Consider the following 15,512-nt stretch of genomic DNA (forward strand, 5'->3'; position numbering starts at 1 on the left):
TCCTTCCGTACAGAACCGCTCACGCCAAAACCGTGTCGTTCAACCGTGTCGTTCAACTGCCAGGCTTACAAACTTCGGCCCCGCCTGCGACACAGGCGGGGCCGACGCACAACGTTCCGGTCAGGCCGGGAGCACGACGACGAAGCGCTGCGGCTCCTCGCCCTCGGACTCGCTCTTCAGACCGGCGGCCGCCACGGCATCGTGGACGACCTTGCGCTCGAAGGGGGTCATCGGAGCCAGCTTCAGCGGCTCGCCCGAGGCCTTCACGTCCGCGGCGGCCTTCGCGCCCAGCGCGGCCAGCTCCTCGCGCTTCTTCGCCCGGAAGCCCGCGATGTCCAGCATCAGCCGGCTGCGGTCGCCGGTCTCCCGGTGCACGGCGAGACGGGTCAGCTCCTGGAGGGCCTCCAGGACCTCCCCGTCGCGGCCCACGAGCTTCTGCAGCTCGCGACCGCCCGCGTCGCTGACGATCGACACCGCGGCACGGTCGGCCTCGACGTCCATGTCGATGTCGCCGTCGAGGTCGGCGATGTCCAGCAGACCCTCAAGGTAGTCGGCCGCGATCTCACCCTCCTGCTCGAGGCGGGTGAGGGTGTCGCCACTCTCAGCGGCGGCGGTGGTGGTGCCTTCCGTCACGGGAGGGACTCCTTCTACTTCTTCGAGGGCTTGCTGGGGGGCGTCTGACGCTTGGACTTCGTCTGCCGCTTCGGCTGCTGCCGCTTGGTGGCGACACCGCCGCTCGCCGCGTCCGAGTCGGCCGTGGCCTCAGAACTCTTGATCACGGAGCCGTCGGCCTGCGCGGCCAGGCCCTGCTTCGTCAGGGCGGTGATGAACTTCCGCTCGTTGTCGTTGCGGTCCGGGCCCTTGGCCACGATCGCCGCGACGATCTTCTTCTTGCCCCGGCCCTTGACGTCGCCGTGGGTGGTGACCTGCTTCAGCAGACGGGTCAGGTACTGGTCCTGGGCCTTGCTGCCCGGCGTCGGGTTCTGGTTGATCACGTACATCTGCTGGCCCATGGTCCACACGTTGGTGGTCAGCCAGTAGACGAGGACACCGACGGGGAAGTTGATGCCCATGACGGCGAAGATCACCGGGAAGATGTACATGAGCATCTTCTGCTGCTGCATGAACGGCGTCTTGACCGAGAGGTCCACGTTCTTCTGCATCAGCTGGCGCTGCGTGTAGAACTGCGACAGCGACATCAGGACGATCATGACCGCGGTCACGATGCGCACGTTGGTGATCGAAGCGTCCAGGGCCGCGACCTTCTCGGCACTGTCCGTGAACTTGGCGGCCAGCGGGGCGCCGAAGATGTGCGCCTGGCGGGCGCTCTCCAGCAGCGACTGGTTGATCACGCCGATGGTCTCGCCGTTGGCGATGCTCGCGAGCACGTGGTAGAGCGCGAAGAAGAACGGGGACTGCGCCAGGATGGGAAGGCACGAGGAGAGCGGGTTGGTACCCGTCTCCTTGTACAGCTTCATCATCTCTTCGGACTGGCGCTGCTTGTCGTTCTTGTAGCGCTCCTGGATCGCCTTCATCTTCGGCTGGAGCGCCTGCATGCCACGCGTCGCCTTGATCTGCTTCACGAAGAGCGGGATCAGGCAGATGCGGATCAGGACCACCAGGGACACGATGGACAGGCCCCAGGCCCATCCACTGTCCGCACCGAAGATCGCGCCGTAGACACTGTGGAACTGGACGATGATCCACGACACGGGTGTGGTGATAAAGCTGAACAGACTGGCAATCGTGTCCACTAATCAGGCTCCTTGAGCATTGCGAGATCTACGCAACGCACTGCGCAGCTGCTCGTGCCAACGCGGGCGTTTCCGGGGTGGGACATGATCCACACCACCCGGGGACCACGGATTGCACCGCAGGATCCGCCAGGCGGTAAGAACCGTCCCCTTCACCGCACCATGCCGGTCGATGGCCGAGAACCCGTAGTGCGAGCACGACGGGTAATAGCGGCACACCGGCCCGAGCAGCGGACTGATCGTCCACTGGTACAGCTTGATCAAAGCGAGCAGCGGGTACTTCATCGAGCCACGCCTCCCAGCAGCCGCGCCAAGGCGGCGTCCAGGTCACGGGCCAGCTCGTCGGCGCCGGCGTCGGCGGCTCCGGGCAGGGCCCGCACCACCACCAGGCTACCGGGGGGCAGCTGGGCCAGCCGATCACGTACGAGATGGCGGAGCCGGCGCTTGACCCGGTTGCGGACGACGGCGATGCCGACAGCCTTGCTGACGACGAAACCCGCACGCGGCGAGGGATCGACATCCCCCGGCTCGTGCGGGTCCGTTGCACCGCTTGTTCGTAGGTGGACGACGAGGAGCGGGCGACCGGCCCGGCGTCCTCGGCGCACCGCGCTCGCGAAGTCCTCGCGCCGCCTCAGCCGATTTTCGGGAGACAGCACGACGTCACGACCTGCGCGTTGTTACGCGGAAAGGGCGGAACGGCCCTTGCTGCGACGGTTCGCGAGGATCGCGCGACCGGCACGGGTACGCATCCGCAGACGGAAGCCGTGGGTCTTGGCGCGACGGCGGTTGTTCGGCTGGAAGGTGCGCTTGCTCACTCGGGGGCTCCAGAGAATGAATCGTTGTGGCGGTACATCGCCTGGCTGTCACCGTGCGCCCACGAGGAACTCGCGTGTTCGCCCGAGTGGACACCGCTAAACGATCACGATCAGTGATCTTCGCCCATCGGTAGGCAGGCGGCAGCAGCCATCGACAACTCGACCTCGTTACGGTACGCGCGGCTACGCCATCCGGTCAAACCGAGTGTCCCCTGCCCCACACTGTGCACAGGCTGTGGACAACGACTTGAACCCTACCCACCGGCCTGACTACCGTTGCCTGATCCCGGATTTTTTGTCCCGACCGTCCCAAAGAACCACACATTCGTGGGACCGGGACCTGTGAGAGAGCGTGCTCTGTGGCTGACGTACCTGCCGATCTTGCCGCAGTGTGGCCACGCGTCCTCGAGAAGCTGCTCGGGGAGGGCCAGCAGGGGATCGAGCCCAAGGACAAGCAGTGGGTGGAACGATGCCAGCCGCTGGCCCTCGTGGCCGACACCGCCCTGCTCGCCGTCCCCAACGAATGGGGCAAGCGGGTCCTCGAAGGCCGTCTCGCCCCGCTCATCAGCGACGCCCTGAGCCGCGAGTGCGGCCGCCCGATCCGGATCGCCATCACCGTGGACGACTCCGCGGGCGAGCCCGCCCCGCCGGCCCCGCCCGCCCCCTCCCCCCGCGAGGCCTACGAGCCGTACGGCGGCCAGCGCCCCGGCGCCGGCCCCGGTGAGGACCAGCTCCCCGCCGCCCGCCCCGCCTACCCGGAGTACCAGCAGCCGCGCCAGGAGCCCGGCTCCTGGCCCCGCGGCGGCCAGGACGAGTACGGCTGGCAGCAGCAGCGCCTCGGCGGCTTCCCCGAGCGCGATCCCTACGCCACTCCGCAGCCCGGCTACCTCCAGCAGCCCGAGCCCGGCGGCTACGACCAGGGCGGGTACGAGCAGGGCGGCTACGAGCAGAAGAAGTACGAGCAGCCCGGCTACGAGTCCTCCTCTTCTTACGAAGCCCAGCAGTACGAGCCCCAGAAGTACGAACCGCCGTCGTACGAGTCCCAGAAGTACGAGCCGCAGGGCTACGAGCCGCAGCAGTACGAGCAGCCGGCCCCGCGCCCCGCACCCGGCCGGCCGACGCCCGCGCCCCCGCCGTCGGCGCCCTCCGGCGGCTCCACTTCGGGCCCGCTGGAGCCGACCGCCCGGCTGAACCCCAAGTACCTCTTCGACACCTTCGTCATCGGCGCCTCCAACCGCTTCGCGCACGCCGCCGCGGTGGCCGTCGCCGAGGCGCCGGCGAAGGCGTACAACCCCCTTTTCGTCTACGGGGAGTCGGGTCTCGGCAAGACGCACCTGCTGCACGCCATCGGGCACTACGCGCGGAGCCTCTACCCCGGTACCCGCGTGCGGTACGTGAGCTCCGAGGAGTTCACCAACGAGTTCATCAACTCCATCCGCGACGGCAAGGGCGACGCCTTCCGCAAGCGGTACCGCGAGATGGACATCCTGCTCGTCGACGACATCCAGTTCCTCGCGAGCAAGGAGTCGACGCAGGAGGAGTTCTTCCACACCTTCAACACGCTCCACAACGCCAACAAGCAGATCGTCCTCTCCTCCGACCGGCCGCCCAAGCAGCTCGTCACCCTGGAGGACCGGCTCCGCAACCGCTTCGAGTGGGGCCTGATCACCGACGTCCAGCCGCCCGAGCTGGAGACCCGCATCGCGATCCTGCGCAAGAAGGCGGTCCAGGAGCAGCTCAACGCCCCGCCGGAGGTGCTGGAGTTCATCGCCTCGCGGATCTCGCGCAACATCCGCGAGCTGGAGGGCGCGCTGATCCGCGTCACCGCCTTCGCGAGCCTGAACCGGCAGCCGGTGGACCTCGGGCTCACCGAGGACGTCCTCAAGAACCTGATCCCCGGCGGCGAGGACAGCGCACCGGAGATCACCGCCTCCGACATCATGGCGGCCACCGCCGACTACTTCGGGCTGACCGTGGACGACCTGTGCGGCTCCTCGCGCAGCCGGGTCCTCGTGACCGCCCGGCAGATCGCCATGTACCTGTGCAGGGAGCTCACCGACCTGTCGCTGCCGAAGATCGGTGCCCAGTTCGGCGGGCGGGACCACACCACCGTCATGCACGCGGACCGCAAGATCCGCGCCCTGATGGCGGAACGGCGCTCGATCTACAACCAGGTCACGGAGCTCACGAACCGCATCAAGAACGGCTGACGCGGGCCCCACAGGGGCCGGCTGGCGGTCCCTCAAACCTCAGGACAGGGCGCTTCCGGATCGAACCGGGGGCGCCCTTCTTCGTCCGTGCGCCCCTGCTCTGTTCGAATGCGCCCCCGGAAGGGCCCGTCATCCACAGATTCCCCGGATTTCTTCCGTCCACAGCCTGAGGACAGCCCCCATCACCCACAATCTGTCCACAGGGGTGCACCTTGAGGGCCCATCAGGGCAGGTCAGACACCTGTGGAATTGTGCGCAAGCGTCATCCACAGCCTGTGGACAGAAAAATCGTCCACAGGCTCGTCCACTCCTCTGTCCACCGCCGACTCACAGGTTCCCGCATCCTGTGCACAGGTTCCCGACGGTTCTCCACACCGTTGTCCACTGTTCGGCAACGGCACACCCCCGGTCACCGCCCCGAGTGAAAGCGGTCACACGGATGTCGACGTTTGGTCTGTGGACTGCTGGGGAAAAGCTGGGGACACACCTGTGGAGTAACGGGGGTCACCTGGGGACGACCTGTGCAGAACTTTCCGTTCTCCACAGACACCCCGTGTTGTCCACCGGTCCCACCCACAGGCTGTGGGGATAAAAAATGCGGGTTGACCTGGGACAACGGGCTTATCCACCGTTTCCACAGGCCCTACTACTACCCCCATGGAGAGTTAGGCCGGTTTCGGTTTTCAAGCGGGTCCTGTGCACAACTCGCCGGACGGCCGTCCCGACTCCTCGCTCCCGACTTGACCGCCAGCCGCGACGACTGTCGGCGCCGTACGTCAGACTGGTCCCCGGCATCGGTCGAGGCATCGACGGGCCGACGACGAAGGCCGGCAGACGAGCGAGCAACAGCAGGAGGCGGTTCCGGTGAAGATCCGGGTGGAGCGCGACGTACTCGCGGAGGCGGTGGCCTGGGCTGCACGCAGCCTCCCGGCCCGGCCGCCGGTGCCCGTACTCGCGGGCCTGCTGCTGAAGGCCGAGGAGGGCACCCTGTCCCTCTCCGGCTTCGACTACGAGGTCTCGGCCCGCGTCTCCGTCGAGGCGGACGTGGAGGAGGACGGCACCGTCCTCGTCTCCGGTCGGCTCCTCGCCGACATCTGCCGCGCCCTCCCCAACCGCCCGGTGGAGATTTCCACAGACGGTGTACGGGCGACCGTGGTCTGCGGCTCCTCCCGGTTCACCCTCCACACCCTGCCCGTGGAGGAGTACCCGGCGCTCCCGCAGATGCCCACCGCCACCGGCACCGTCCCCGGCGAGGTCTTCGCCTCCGCCGCCGCGCAGGTCGCCATCGCCGCCGGCCGCGACGACACGCTGCCCGTGCTGACCGGTGTCCGCATCGAGATCGAGGGCGACCGCGTCACCCTGGCCTCCACCGACCGCTACCGCTTCGCGGTCCGCGAGTTCCTGTGGAAGCCGGAGAACCCGGAGGCCTCGGCCGTGGCCCTGGTGCCCGCCAAGACCCTCCTCGACACCGCCAAGTCCCTCACCAGCGGTGACACCGTCACCCTGGCGCTCTCCGGCTCCGGCCAGGGCGAGGGCCTCATCGGCTTCGAGGGCGCCGGCCGCCGCACCACCACCCGCCTGCTCGAAGGCGACCTGCCGAAGTACCGCACCCTCTTCCCGACGGAGTTCAACTCCGTCGCCGTGATCGAGACCGCCCCGTTCGTCGAGGCCGTCAAGCGCGTGGCCCTGGTCGCCGAGCGCAACACCCCGGTCCGCCTCAGCTTCGAGCAGGGCGTGCTGATCCTGGAAGCGGGCTCCAGCGACGATGCACAGGCTGTGGAGCGCGTCGACGCCAACCTGGAGGGCGACGACATCTCGATCGCCTTCAACCCGACCTTCCTGCTGGACGGCCTGAGCGCCATCGACTCGCCCGCCGCCCAGCTCAGCTTCACCACGTCCACGAAGCCCGCGCTGCTCAGCGGCCGGCCCGCGGTGGACGCGGAGGCCGACGAGGCCTACAAGTACCTGATCATGCCGGTCCGCCTCTCCGGCTGACCCGCTCCCGCCGTACGACGGCACCGGGCCCGGTCTCGCAGCCGCGAGTGCCGGGCCCGGCGCCGTCCGGAGCGGCCCGACGCCATGGCCCGGCGTAGGCTCGGACCCGGCGGGCGACCCAGGACAAACGACCGGAACCCACCGGTACCGGGGAAGCCCCGTACAGACGGCCCCAACGCTTAAGGAACCCACCTGATGGAGCTCGGTCTCGTCGGTCTCGGCAAGATGGGCGGCAACATGCGCGAGCGCATCCGCCGCGCAGGCCACACCGTCATCGGATACGACCGCAACCCGGATCTCGCCGATGTCCACAGCCTGCAGGAGCTTGTGGACGGCCTGCAGTCCCCCCGCGTCGTGTGGGTGATGGTCCCGGCCGGGGCCGCGACGCAGTCCACCATCGACGAGCTGGCCGAACTGCTCTCCCCCGGCGACATCGTCGTCGACGGCGGCAACTCGCGCTGGACCGACGACGAGAAGCACGCCGAGGAGCTGAAGGCCAAGGGCATCGGCTTCGTCGACTGCGGCGTCTCCGGCGGCGTCTGGGGCCTGGAGAACGGCTACGCGCTGATGTACGGCGGTGACGAGAAGGACGTCGCCGTGGTCCAGCCGGTCTTCGACGCACTCAAGCCCGAGGGCGACTTCGGCTCCGTGCACGCCGGCAAGGTCGGCGCGGGCCACTTCGCGAAGATGGTCCACAACGGCATCGAGTACGCCATGATGCAGGCCTACGCCGAGGGCTGGGAGCTCCTGGAGAAGGTCGACTCGGTCACCGACGTCCGCGAGGTCTTCCGGTCCTGGCAGGAGGGCACGGTCATCCGGTCCTGGCTGCTGGACCTCGCCGTCAACGCGCTGGACGAGGACGAGCACCTCGACCAGCTGAAGGGCTTCGCCCAGGACTCGGGCGAGGGCCGCTGGACCGTCGAGGCGGCCATCGACAACGCGGTCCCGCTGCCGGCGATCACGGCCTCGCTGTTCGCCCGGTTCGCGTCCCGCCAGGACGACTCGCCGCAGATGAAGATGATCGCCGCGCTGCGCAACCAGTTCGGCGGCCACGCGGTCGAGAAGAAGTAGCACCACCACAGCACCACGGAGCACAGCAAGGAAGCCGGGGGAGGTCGGCGCCGCATGCATGTCTCGCATCTCTCGTTGGCCGACTTCCGCTCGTACGCCCGGGCCGAGGTTCCCCTCGCCCCGGGCGTCACGGCCTTCGTGGGCCCCAACGGCCAGGGCAAGACGAACCTTGTCGAAGCCATCGGCTACCTGGCCACCCTGGGCAGCCACCGGGTCTCCTCGGACGCCCCGCTCGTCCGCATGGGAGCCGACCGGGCGATCGTCCGGGCCGCCGTCACCCAGGGCGAACGCCAGCAGCTGGTCGAGCTCGAACTGAACCCGGGCCGCGCCAACCGCGCCCGCATCAACCGGTCCTCGCAGGTCAGGCCCCGCGACGTGCTGGGGATCGTGCGCACCGTGCTGTTCGCCCCGGAGGACCTCGCCCTGGTCAAGGGCGACCCCGGCGAGCGGCGCCGCTTCCTCGACGAGCTGGTGACGGCCCGCTCCCCGCGGATGGCGGCGGTCCGCTCCGACTACGAACGCGTGCTCAAGCAGCGCAACACCCTCCTGAAGTCCGCCGCGATGGCCCGCAGGCACGGCGGCCGCTCCATGGACCTCTCCACCCTCGACGTCTGGGACCAGCACCTCGCACGGGCCGGCGCCGAGCTCCTCGCCCAGCGCCTCGACCTGATCGCCACCCTGCTCCCGCTCGCCGACAAGGCGTACGAGCAGCTCGCGCCCGGCGGCGGCCCGCTCGCCCTGGCGTACCGGTCCTCCGCCGGCGAGCCCGTCGACAGCGGCGCGGCCCGCACCCGCGAGGAGCTCTACGAGGTGCTCCTCGCCGCCCTGTCCCAGGTCCGCAAGCAGGAGATCGAACGCGGGGTGACCCTGGCCGGCCCGCACCGCGACGACCTCCTGCTGCGGCTGGGCGACCTCCCCGCGAAGGGGTACGCCAGCCACGGCGAGTCCTGGTCGTACGCGCTGGCCCTGCGCCTGGCCTCGTACGAGCTGCTGCGCTCGGAGGGGGCGGAGCCGGTGCTGATCCTGGACGACGTCTTCGCGGAGCTGGACGCGCGCCGGCGCGAGCGGCTCGCGGAGCTGGTGTCCGGCGGCGAGCAGGTCCTGGTGACGGCCGCGGTCGACGACGACGTCCCGGGCGTGCTGACGGGCACGCGCTTCGGGGTGTCCGGCGGTGAGGTGACCCGGCTGTGAGCGACGGCGACCGGCACCGGCCCAAGACCCCGGAGCCCTCCGGGGTCGACCTGGCCCGCCAGGCCCTCGCAGCCGCGCGCGAGCAGGCCCGCGCCCGGGGCAACGCGGTGGGCGGGAAGAAGCGCCAGCAGCAGCCCGGACTGCGTTCCGGGGCCCGTGCCGACGGCCGGGACCCGATGCCGCTGATGGCGGCCCTGGACCGGCTGCGCACCGAGCGCGGCTGGGAGATGCCGATCGCGGTGGCCGGGGTGATGGAGCGCTGGGCGGAGATCGTCGGCCCGGAGATCGCGGCCCACTGTGAACCGGAGCGCTACGAGGAGCGTGAACTCCTCGTACGGTGCGATTCCTCGGCCTGGGCCGCGCAGCTGAAGCTGCTGGCCCCGCAGCTGGTGGCGCGGCTGAACGCGGACCTCGGACAGGGCACGGTCCGGCTGATCAAGGTGCAGGGCCCCGGCGGCCGCCCCAAGCGGTACGGGCCCTTGCGGGCCCCGGGCAGCACCGGGCCCGGCGACACCTACGGCTGACCGGGTTCCGGCCCTCCCGGCCGGTTCCGCGACCCCACGGGTTCCGGCCAGCGGCGGGACCCGCGACGGCGTGCCGCCGTCCGCGGCGGTCCCCGGCGGGCCGGAGAAGAGGAGCGGCAGGAGCCGGCGCGGTCCCGGCGTGGCGCCCTTGCGGGGCCCGGGCGGAGCGGCCCGGCGCGGCCTGCGCGGGTGGTGTCCCTCACGGTAGTGGAAGGTTGACAGGCCGAAGCGCTGGGTGCCCGTGTGAGCCTCTTTGAGCCCCTCCCCGAATATGGGGAGTCTCGGAGAGGAGGTTCAGGGCGGCACATGCGGACTCAGGCACCGGCAAACCCCCATTCATGTCAGTGGTACCGGTAGACTGGAAGCAATCCCGCCCGTTCCGCGGGGGACAGCACGACAACGCAGACAACGCAGATCGACGCGGCCGCTCCCGCCGGCGTACAGGCTGGTCCGGAGTACGGGCTGCGCTGTGCCAGAAAGGGCGCTTCGTGGCCGATTCCGGCGACTCCAACGAGAAGAATTACGACGCCAGTGCGATCCAGGTCCTCGAGGGCCTGGACGCAGTGCGCAAGCGGCCGGGTATGTACATCGGCTCGACGGGCGAGCGTGGTCTGCACCACCTCGTCTACGAGGTCGTCGACAACTCGGTCGACGAGGCGCTGGCCGGCTTCGCCGACACCATCGACGTGACGATCCTCGCCGACGGCGGGGTGCGCGTGGTGGACAACGGCCGAGGCATCCCGGTCGGCATCGTGCCGTCCGAGGGGAAGCCCGCCGTCGAGGTCGTCCTGACGGTCCTCCACGCGGGCGGCAAGTTCGGCGGCGGCGGCTACGCCGTCTCCGGCGGTCTGCACGGCGTCGGCGTGTCCGTCGTGAACGCCCTGTCGACCAAGGTCGCGGTCGAGGTCAAGACGGACGGCCACCGCTGGACCCAGGACTACAAGCTGGGCGTCCCGACGGCCCCGCTGGCCAAGAACGAGGAGACCGAAGAGCACGGCACGACGGTCACCTTCTGGGCCGACGGCGACATCTTCGAGACGACCGAGTACTCCTTCGAGACGCTGTCGCGGCGCTTCCAGGAGATGGCCTTCCTCAACAAGGGCCTGACCCTGTCGCTGACCGACGAGCGCGAGTCGGCGAAGGCCACGGCGGGCGCGGACGACCCGGACGCGGACACGGCCGAGCCCCAGGCGCGCACGGTGAAGTACTACTACGAGGGCGGCATCGTCGACTTCGTGAAGTACCTCAACTCGCGCAAGGGCGAGCTGATCCACCCGACCGTCATCGACGTCGAGGCCGAGGACAAGGAGCGCATGCTCTCGGTCGAGATCGCGATGCAGTGGAACTCGCAGTACAGCGAGGGCGTGTACTCCTTCGCGAACACGATCCACACGCACGAGGGCGGCACCCACGAGGAGGGCTTCCGCGCGGCGCTGACCGGCCTGGTCAACCGCTACGCGCGGGACAAGAAGCTGCTCCGCGAGAAGGACGACAACCTCGCCGGCGAGGACATCCGCGAGGGTCTGACGGCGATCATCTCGGTCAAGCTGGGCGAGCCCCAGTTCGAGGGCCAGACGAAGACCAAGCTGGGCAACACCGAGGCCAAGACCTTCGTGCAGAAGGTCGTCCACGAGCACCTCAACGACTGGTTCGACCGCAACCCGGTCGAGGCCGCGGACATCGTCCGCAAGGCCATCCAGGCGGCCACGGCCCGCGTCGCGGCCCGCAAGGCCCGTGACCTGACGCGCCGCAAGGGCCTGCTGGAGAGCGCCTCGCTGCCGGGCAAGCTGTCCGACTGCCAGTCGAACGACCCGACCAAGTGCGAGATCTTCATCGTCGAGGGCGACTCCGCCGGCGGCTCCGCGAAGTCCGGCCGCAACCCGATGTACCAGGCCATCCTGCCGATCCGCGGCAAGATCCTGAACGTCGAGAAGGCCCGTATCGACAAGATCCTCCAGAACACCGAGGTCCAGGCGCTGATCAGCGCCTTCGGCACCGGTGTGCACGAGGACTTCGACATCGAGAAGCTCCGCTACCACAAGATCATCCTGATGGCGGACGCCGACGTCGACGGCCAGCACATCAACACCCTGCTGCTGACCTTCCTGTTCCGCTTCATGCGCCCGCTGGTCGAAGCCGGTCACGTGTACCTGTCGCGCCCGCCGCTCTACAAGATCAAGTGGGGCCGGGACGACTTCGAGTACGCGTACTCGGACCGCGAGCGCGACGCCCTGGTCGAGCTCGGCAAGCAGAACGGCAAGCGCATCCGCGAGGACTCGATCCAGCGCTTCAAGGGTCTGGGCGAGATGAACGCCGAGGAGCTGCGCGTCACCACCATGGACGTGGACCACCGCGTGCTCGGCCAGGTCACGCTCGACGACGCGGCGCAGGCCGACGACCTGTTCTCGGTGCTGATGGGTGAGGACGTCGAGGCGCGGCGCTCCTTCATCCAGCGCAACGCCAAGGACGTCCGCTTCCTCGACATCTGAGTCGGCCTCCGCTGACCGCCGCCTGAAAGGATTCCTGACCAGCAATGGCCGACGAAACCACTCCCACCGCCGAGAATTCCGCGGAGGAGCAGCCCGTGCTGCGCATCGAGCCCGTCGGGCTCGAGACGGAGATGCAGCGCTCCTACCTCGACTACGCGATGTCCGTCATCGTCTCCCGCGCACTGCCCGACGTACGGGACGGCCTCAAGCCCGTCCACCGTCGTGTGCTGTACGCGATGTACGACGGCGGCTACCGGCCCGAGAAGGGCTTCTACAAGTGCGCCCGCGTCGTCGGCGACGTCATGGGCACGTACCACCCGCACGGCGACAGCTCCATCTACGACGCGCTGGTCCGCCTGGCCCAGCCGTGGTCGATGCGGATGCCGCTGGTGGACTCGAACGGCAACTTCGGCTCCCCGGGCAACGACCCGGCGGCCGCGATGCGCTACACCGAGTGCAAGCTGATGCCGCTGGCCATGGAGATGCTCCGGGACATCGACGAGGAGACCGTCGACTTCACGGACAACTACGACGGCCGCAACCAGGAGCCGACGGTCCTGCCGGCGCGCTTCCCGAACCTGCTGATCAACGGCAGCGCCGGCATCGCGGTCGGCATGGCGACCAACATCCCGCCGCACAACCTCCGCGAGGTCGCGGCCGGCGCCCAGTGGGCGCTGGAGCACCCGGAGGCCTCGCACGAGGAACTGCTCGACGCGCTCCTGGAGCGCATCAAGGGCCCGGACTTCCCGACCGGCGCGCTGGTCGTGGGCCGCAAGGGCATCGAGGAGGCGTACCGCACCGGTCGCGGCTCCATCACGATGCGCGCGGTGGTCGAGGTCGAGGAGATCCAGAACCGCCAGTGCCTGGTGGTCACGGAGCTCCCGTACCAGACCAACCCGGACAACCTCGCGCAGAAGATCGCCGACCTGGTGAAGGACGGCAAGATCGGCGGCATCGCCGACGTCCGCGACGAGACCTCGTCCCGGACGGGCCAGCGCCTGGTGATCGTGCTCAAGCGCGACGCCGTCGCCAAGGTCGTGCTGAACAACCTGTACAAGCACACCGACCTGCAGACGAACTTCGGCGCGAACATGCTGGCGCTGGTGGACGGGGTGCCGCGCACCCTGTCGATCGACGCGTTCATCCGCCACTGGGTGCAGCACCAGATCGAGGTCATCGTCCGGCGCACGCGCTTCCGTCTGCGCAAGGCGGAGGAGCGGGCCCACATCCTGCGCGGCCTGCTCAAGGCCCTTGACGCCATCGACGAGGTCATCGCCCTCATCCGGCGCAGCAACACGGTCGAGATCGCGCGCGAGGGCCTGATGGGCCTCCTGGAGATCGACGAGATCCAGGCGAACGCGATCCTGGAGATGCAGCTGCGCCGCCTGGCGGCCCTGGAGCGCCAGAAGATCGTCGCGGAGCACGACGAGCTCCAGGCGAAGATCAACGAGTACAACGCGATCCTGGCCTCGCCGGAGAAGCAGCGCTCGATCGTCAGCGAGGAGCTCGCGGCGATCGTCGAGAAGTACGGCGACGACCGGCGCTCCAAGCTGGTGCCCTTCGACGGCGACATGTCCATGGAGGACCTGATCGCCGAAGAGGACATCGTCGTCACGATCACGCACGGCGGCTACGTCAAGCGCACCAAGACCGAGGACTACCGCTCGCAGAAGCGCGGCGGCAAGGGCGTTCGCGGTACGAAGCTGAAGCAGGACGACCTGGTCGACCACTTCTTCGTCTCGACCACGCACCATTGGCTGCTGTTCTTCACGAACAAGGGCCGCGTCTACCGCTCCAAGGCGTACGAGCTCCCGGACGCCGGCCGGGACGCGCGGGGCCAGCACGTGGCGAACCTGATGGCCTTCCAGCCGGACGAGAAGATCGCCCAGGTCCTCGCGATCCGCGACTACGAGGCGGCGCCCTACCTGATCCTGGCCACCAAGGGCGGCCTGGTGAAGAAGACGGCGCTCAAGGACTACGACTCCCCGCGTTCGGGCGGCGTCATCGCGATCAACCTCCGGGAGACCGAGGAGGGCAGCGACGACGAGCTGATCGGTGCCGAGCTGGTGTCCGCCGAGGACGACCTGCTGCTCATCAGCAAGAAGGCGCAGTCGATCCGCTTCACGGCGACCGACGATGCGCTGCGCCCGATGGGCCGTGCCACCTCGGGCGTGAAGGGCATGAGCTTCCGCGAGGGTGACGAACTGCTGTCGATGAGCGTTGTCCGGCCGGGTACGTTCGTCTTCACCGCCACCGACGGCGGCTATGCGAAGCGGACGGCGGTGGACGAGTACCGCGTCCAGGGCCGTGGCGGTCTGGGCATCAAGGCGGCGAAGATCGTCGAGGACCGCGGTTCGCTGGTCGGCGCGCTGGTGGTCGACGAGTCGGATGAGATCCTCGCCATCACGCTCGGCGGTGGTGTGATCCGTACGCGCGTCAACGAAGTCAGGGAGACCGGCCGTGACACCATGGGCGTCCAGCTGATCAACCTGGGCAAGCGCGATGCCGTGGTAGGCATCGCTCGTAACGCCGAGGCCGGTCAGGAAGCTGACGAGGCCGACGAGATCGAGTCAGAGATCGAGGCCGCGGCGGCCGACGCAGCGGCCGCCGGGGCGGCCGGGGGCACGGAGCCCTCGGTCGGGGAGCACGAGGAGTAAGTCGTGAGTGGAGCCACGGGCGCCGGACCGGCCAAGACTGGAGCGAACGGTGCCCGTGGCCCCGCCGCGGACTCCCAGGGGGGAACCGTGACGGACACCCGAGAACCGGAATCCAAGCCGACGGCGCAGACCAAGACGCAGCCGAAGGCGAAGGAGCCGGTCAAGGAGCAGGCCACGAAGGACCAGGCGGCCAAGGAGCAGAACGCCGCCAAGGAGCAGCCCAAGGCGCCGGCCAAGGAGCAGGCCAAGGCTCCGGCGAAGGCTCCGGCCAAGGAGCAGGCCGGGCAGCCCCAGAAGCCCCCGCAGGCGTACGCGGCGCCCACGGGCCCGGGTGCGCAGCGCGGGGCCGTCCCCGGGGCCCGTACGGCCCCCAGGACGCGCAAGGCGCGGCTGCGGGTGGCGAAGGCCGACCCGTGGTCCGTGATGAAGGTCAGCTTCCTGCTGTCGATCGCGCTGGGCCTGTGCACCGTCGTCGCGGCGGCGGTGCTGTGGATGGTCATGGACGCCATGGGCATCTTCTCGACCGTCGGCGGCACCATCAGCGAGGCGACCGGGTCGAACGAGGGCAACGGGTTCGACCTCCAGTCGTTCCTGTCGCTGCCGCGCGTGCTGATCTTCACGTCGGTGATCGCGGTGATCGACGTGGTGCTGATGACGGCCCTGGCGACGCTGGGTTCGTTCATCTACAACCTGTCGGCGGGCTTCGTGGGCGGCGTGGAGCTCACGCTGGCCGAGGACGAATGACCCACTGACTGACCTGCGGGAAAGCCCCGCGGGAGCGGATTTGGGTTCCACTGCGTCTGTGC

At 69.1% G+C, this 15,512-nt stretch carries 13 protein-coding genes; 8 read left to right on the forward strand and 5 right to left on the reverse strand.

Annotated elements, in window-relative coordinates:
- Positions 1–120: 120 nt before the first annotated feature.
- The 5 genes from ACIPW5_RS18060 to rpmH are packed head-to-tail and all read right to left on the reverse strand — an operon-like array spanning position 121 to position 2,569.
- Positions 121–633 (reverse strand): protein jag, encoded by a 513-nt coding sequence (locus ACIPW5_RS18060; RefSeq protein WP_401245711.1) that lies wholly within the window; start codon positions 631–633, stop codon positions 121–123.
- Positions 634–647: 14 nt separating this feature from the next.
- Entirely contained in the window at positions 648–1,754 is a 1,107-nt protein-coding gene (gene yidC, locus ACIPW5_RS18065) for a membrane protein insertase YidC (protein WP_401245712.1), read from the reverse strand.
- A 3-nt stretch (positions 1,755–1,757) separates the two neighbouring features.
- Positions 1,758–2,039, reverse strand: coding sequence for a membrane protein insertion efficiency factor YidD (yidD, locus tag ACIPW5_RS18070; protein WP_401245714.1), 282 nt, complete (start codon positions 2,037–2,039; stop codon positions 1,758–1,760).
- Positions 2,036–2,410: a ribonuclease P protein component gene (rnpA, locus tag ACIPW5_RS18075; RefSeq protein ID WP_401245716.1), complete on the reverse strand. Its 375-nt coding sequence runs from the start codon at positions 2,408–2,410 to the stop codon at positions 2,036–2,038. Before rnpA ends, yidD begins: the two co-directional genes overlap by 4 nt.
- Before the next feature lie 21 nt (positions 2,411–2,431).
- Complete coding sequence (gene rpmH, locus ACIPW5_RS18080) at positions 2,432–2,569, reverse strand: 50S ribosomal protein L34 (RefSeq protein ID WP_007265229.1); 138 nt, start codon at positions 2,567–2,569, stop codon at positions 2,432–2,434.
- 389 nt (positions 2,570–2,958) lie between these two features.
- On the opposite strand from rpmH, the gene dnaA reads away from it, so the two are divergent.
- From dnaA to ACIPW5_RS18120, 8 genes are all read left to right on the forward strand, one after another.
- Positions 2,959–4,779: a chromosomal replication initiator protein DnaA gene (dnaA, locus tag ACIPW5_RS18085; protein WP_401245718.1), complete on the forward strand. Its 1,821-nt coding sequence runs from the start codon at positions 2,959–2,961 to the stop codon at positions 4,777–4,779.
- 864 nt (positions 4,780–5,643) lie between these two features.
- A complete protein-coding gene (gene dnaN, locus ACIPW5_RS18090; RefSeq protein ID WP_007265226.1) occupies positions 5,644–6,774 on the forward strand; it encodes a DNA polymerase III subunit beta in 1,131 nt (376 codons plus the stop codon).
- Positions 6,775–6,969: 195 nt separating this feature from the next.
- On the forward strand, positions 6,970–7,845 hold the full coding sequence (gene gnd, locus ACIPW5_RS18095; protein ID WP_401245720.1) for a phosphogluconate dehydrogenase (NAD(+)-dependent, decarboxylating): 876 nt from the start codon (positions 6,970–6,972) through the stop codon (positions 7,843–7,845).
- A gap of 54 nt (positions 7,846–7,899) precedes the next feature.
- On the forward strand, positions 7,900–9,036 hold the full coding sequence (gene recF, locus ACIPW5_RS18100; RefSeq protein WP_401245722.1) for a DNA replication/repair protein RecF: 1,137 nt from the start codon (positions 7,900–7,902) through the stop codon (positions 9,034–9,036).
- Positions 9,033–9,560: a DUF721 domain-containing protein gene (locus tag ACIPW5_RS18105; protein WP_401245724.1), complete on the forward strand. Its 528-nt coding sequence runs from the start codon at positions 9,033–9,035 to the stop codon at positions 9,558–9,560. The genes recF and ACIPW5_RS18105 overlap by 4 nt, the downstream gene beginning before the upstream one ends.
- 467 nt (positions 9,561–10,027) lie before the next feature.
- Positions 10,028–12,049 (forward strand): DNA topoisomerase (ATP-hydrolyzing) subunit B, encoded by a 2,022-nt coding sequence (gene gyrB / locus ACIPW5_RS18110; protein ID WP_401245818.1) that lies wholly within the window; start codon positions 10,028–10,030, stop codon positions 12,047–12,049.
- A gap of 44 nt (positions 12,050–12,093) precedes the next feature.
- Positions 12,094–14,706 carry a DNA gyrase subunit A gene (gene gyrA / locus ACIPW5_RS18115; protein WP_401245726.1) on the forward strand — a complete coding sequence of 871 codons (2,613 nt, stop codon included), beginning with the start codon at positions 12,094–12,096 and terminating at the stop codon, positions 14,704–14,706.
- A 3-nt stretch (positions 14,707–14,709) separates the two neighbouring features.
- Entirely contained in the window at positions 14,710–15,450 is a 741-nt protein-coding gene (locus ACIPW5_RS18120) for a DUF3566 domain-containing protein (protein WP_401245728.1), read from the forward strand.
- Positions 15,451–15,512 lie beyond the last annotated feature (62 nt).

The sequence above is a fragment of the Streptomyces sp. NPDC090077 genome (assembly GCF_044747545.1).
Taxonomy (GTDB): Bacteria; Actinomycetota; Actinomycetes; order Streptomycetales; family Streptomycetaceae; genus Streptomyces.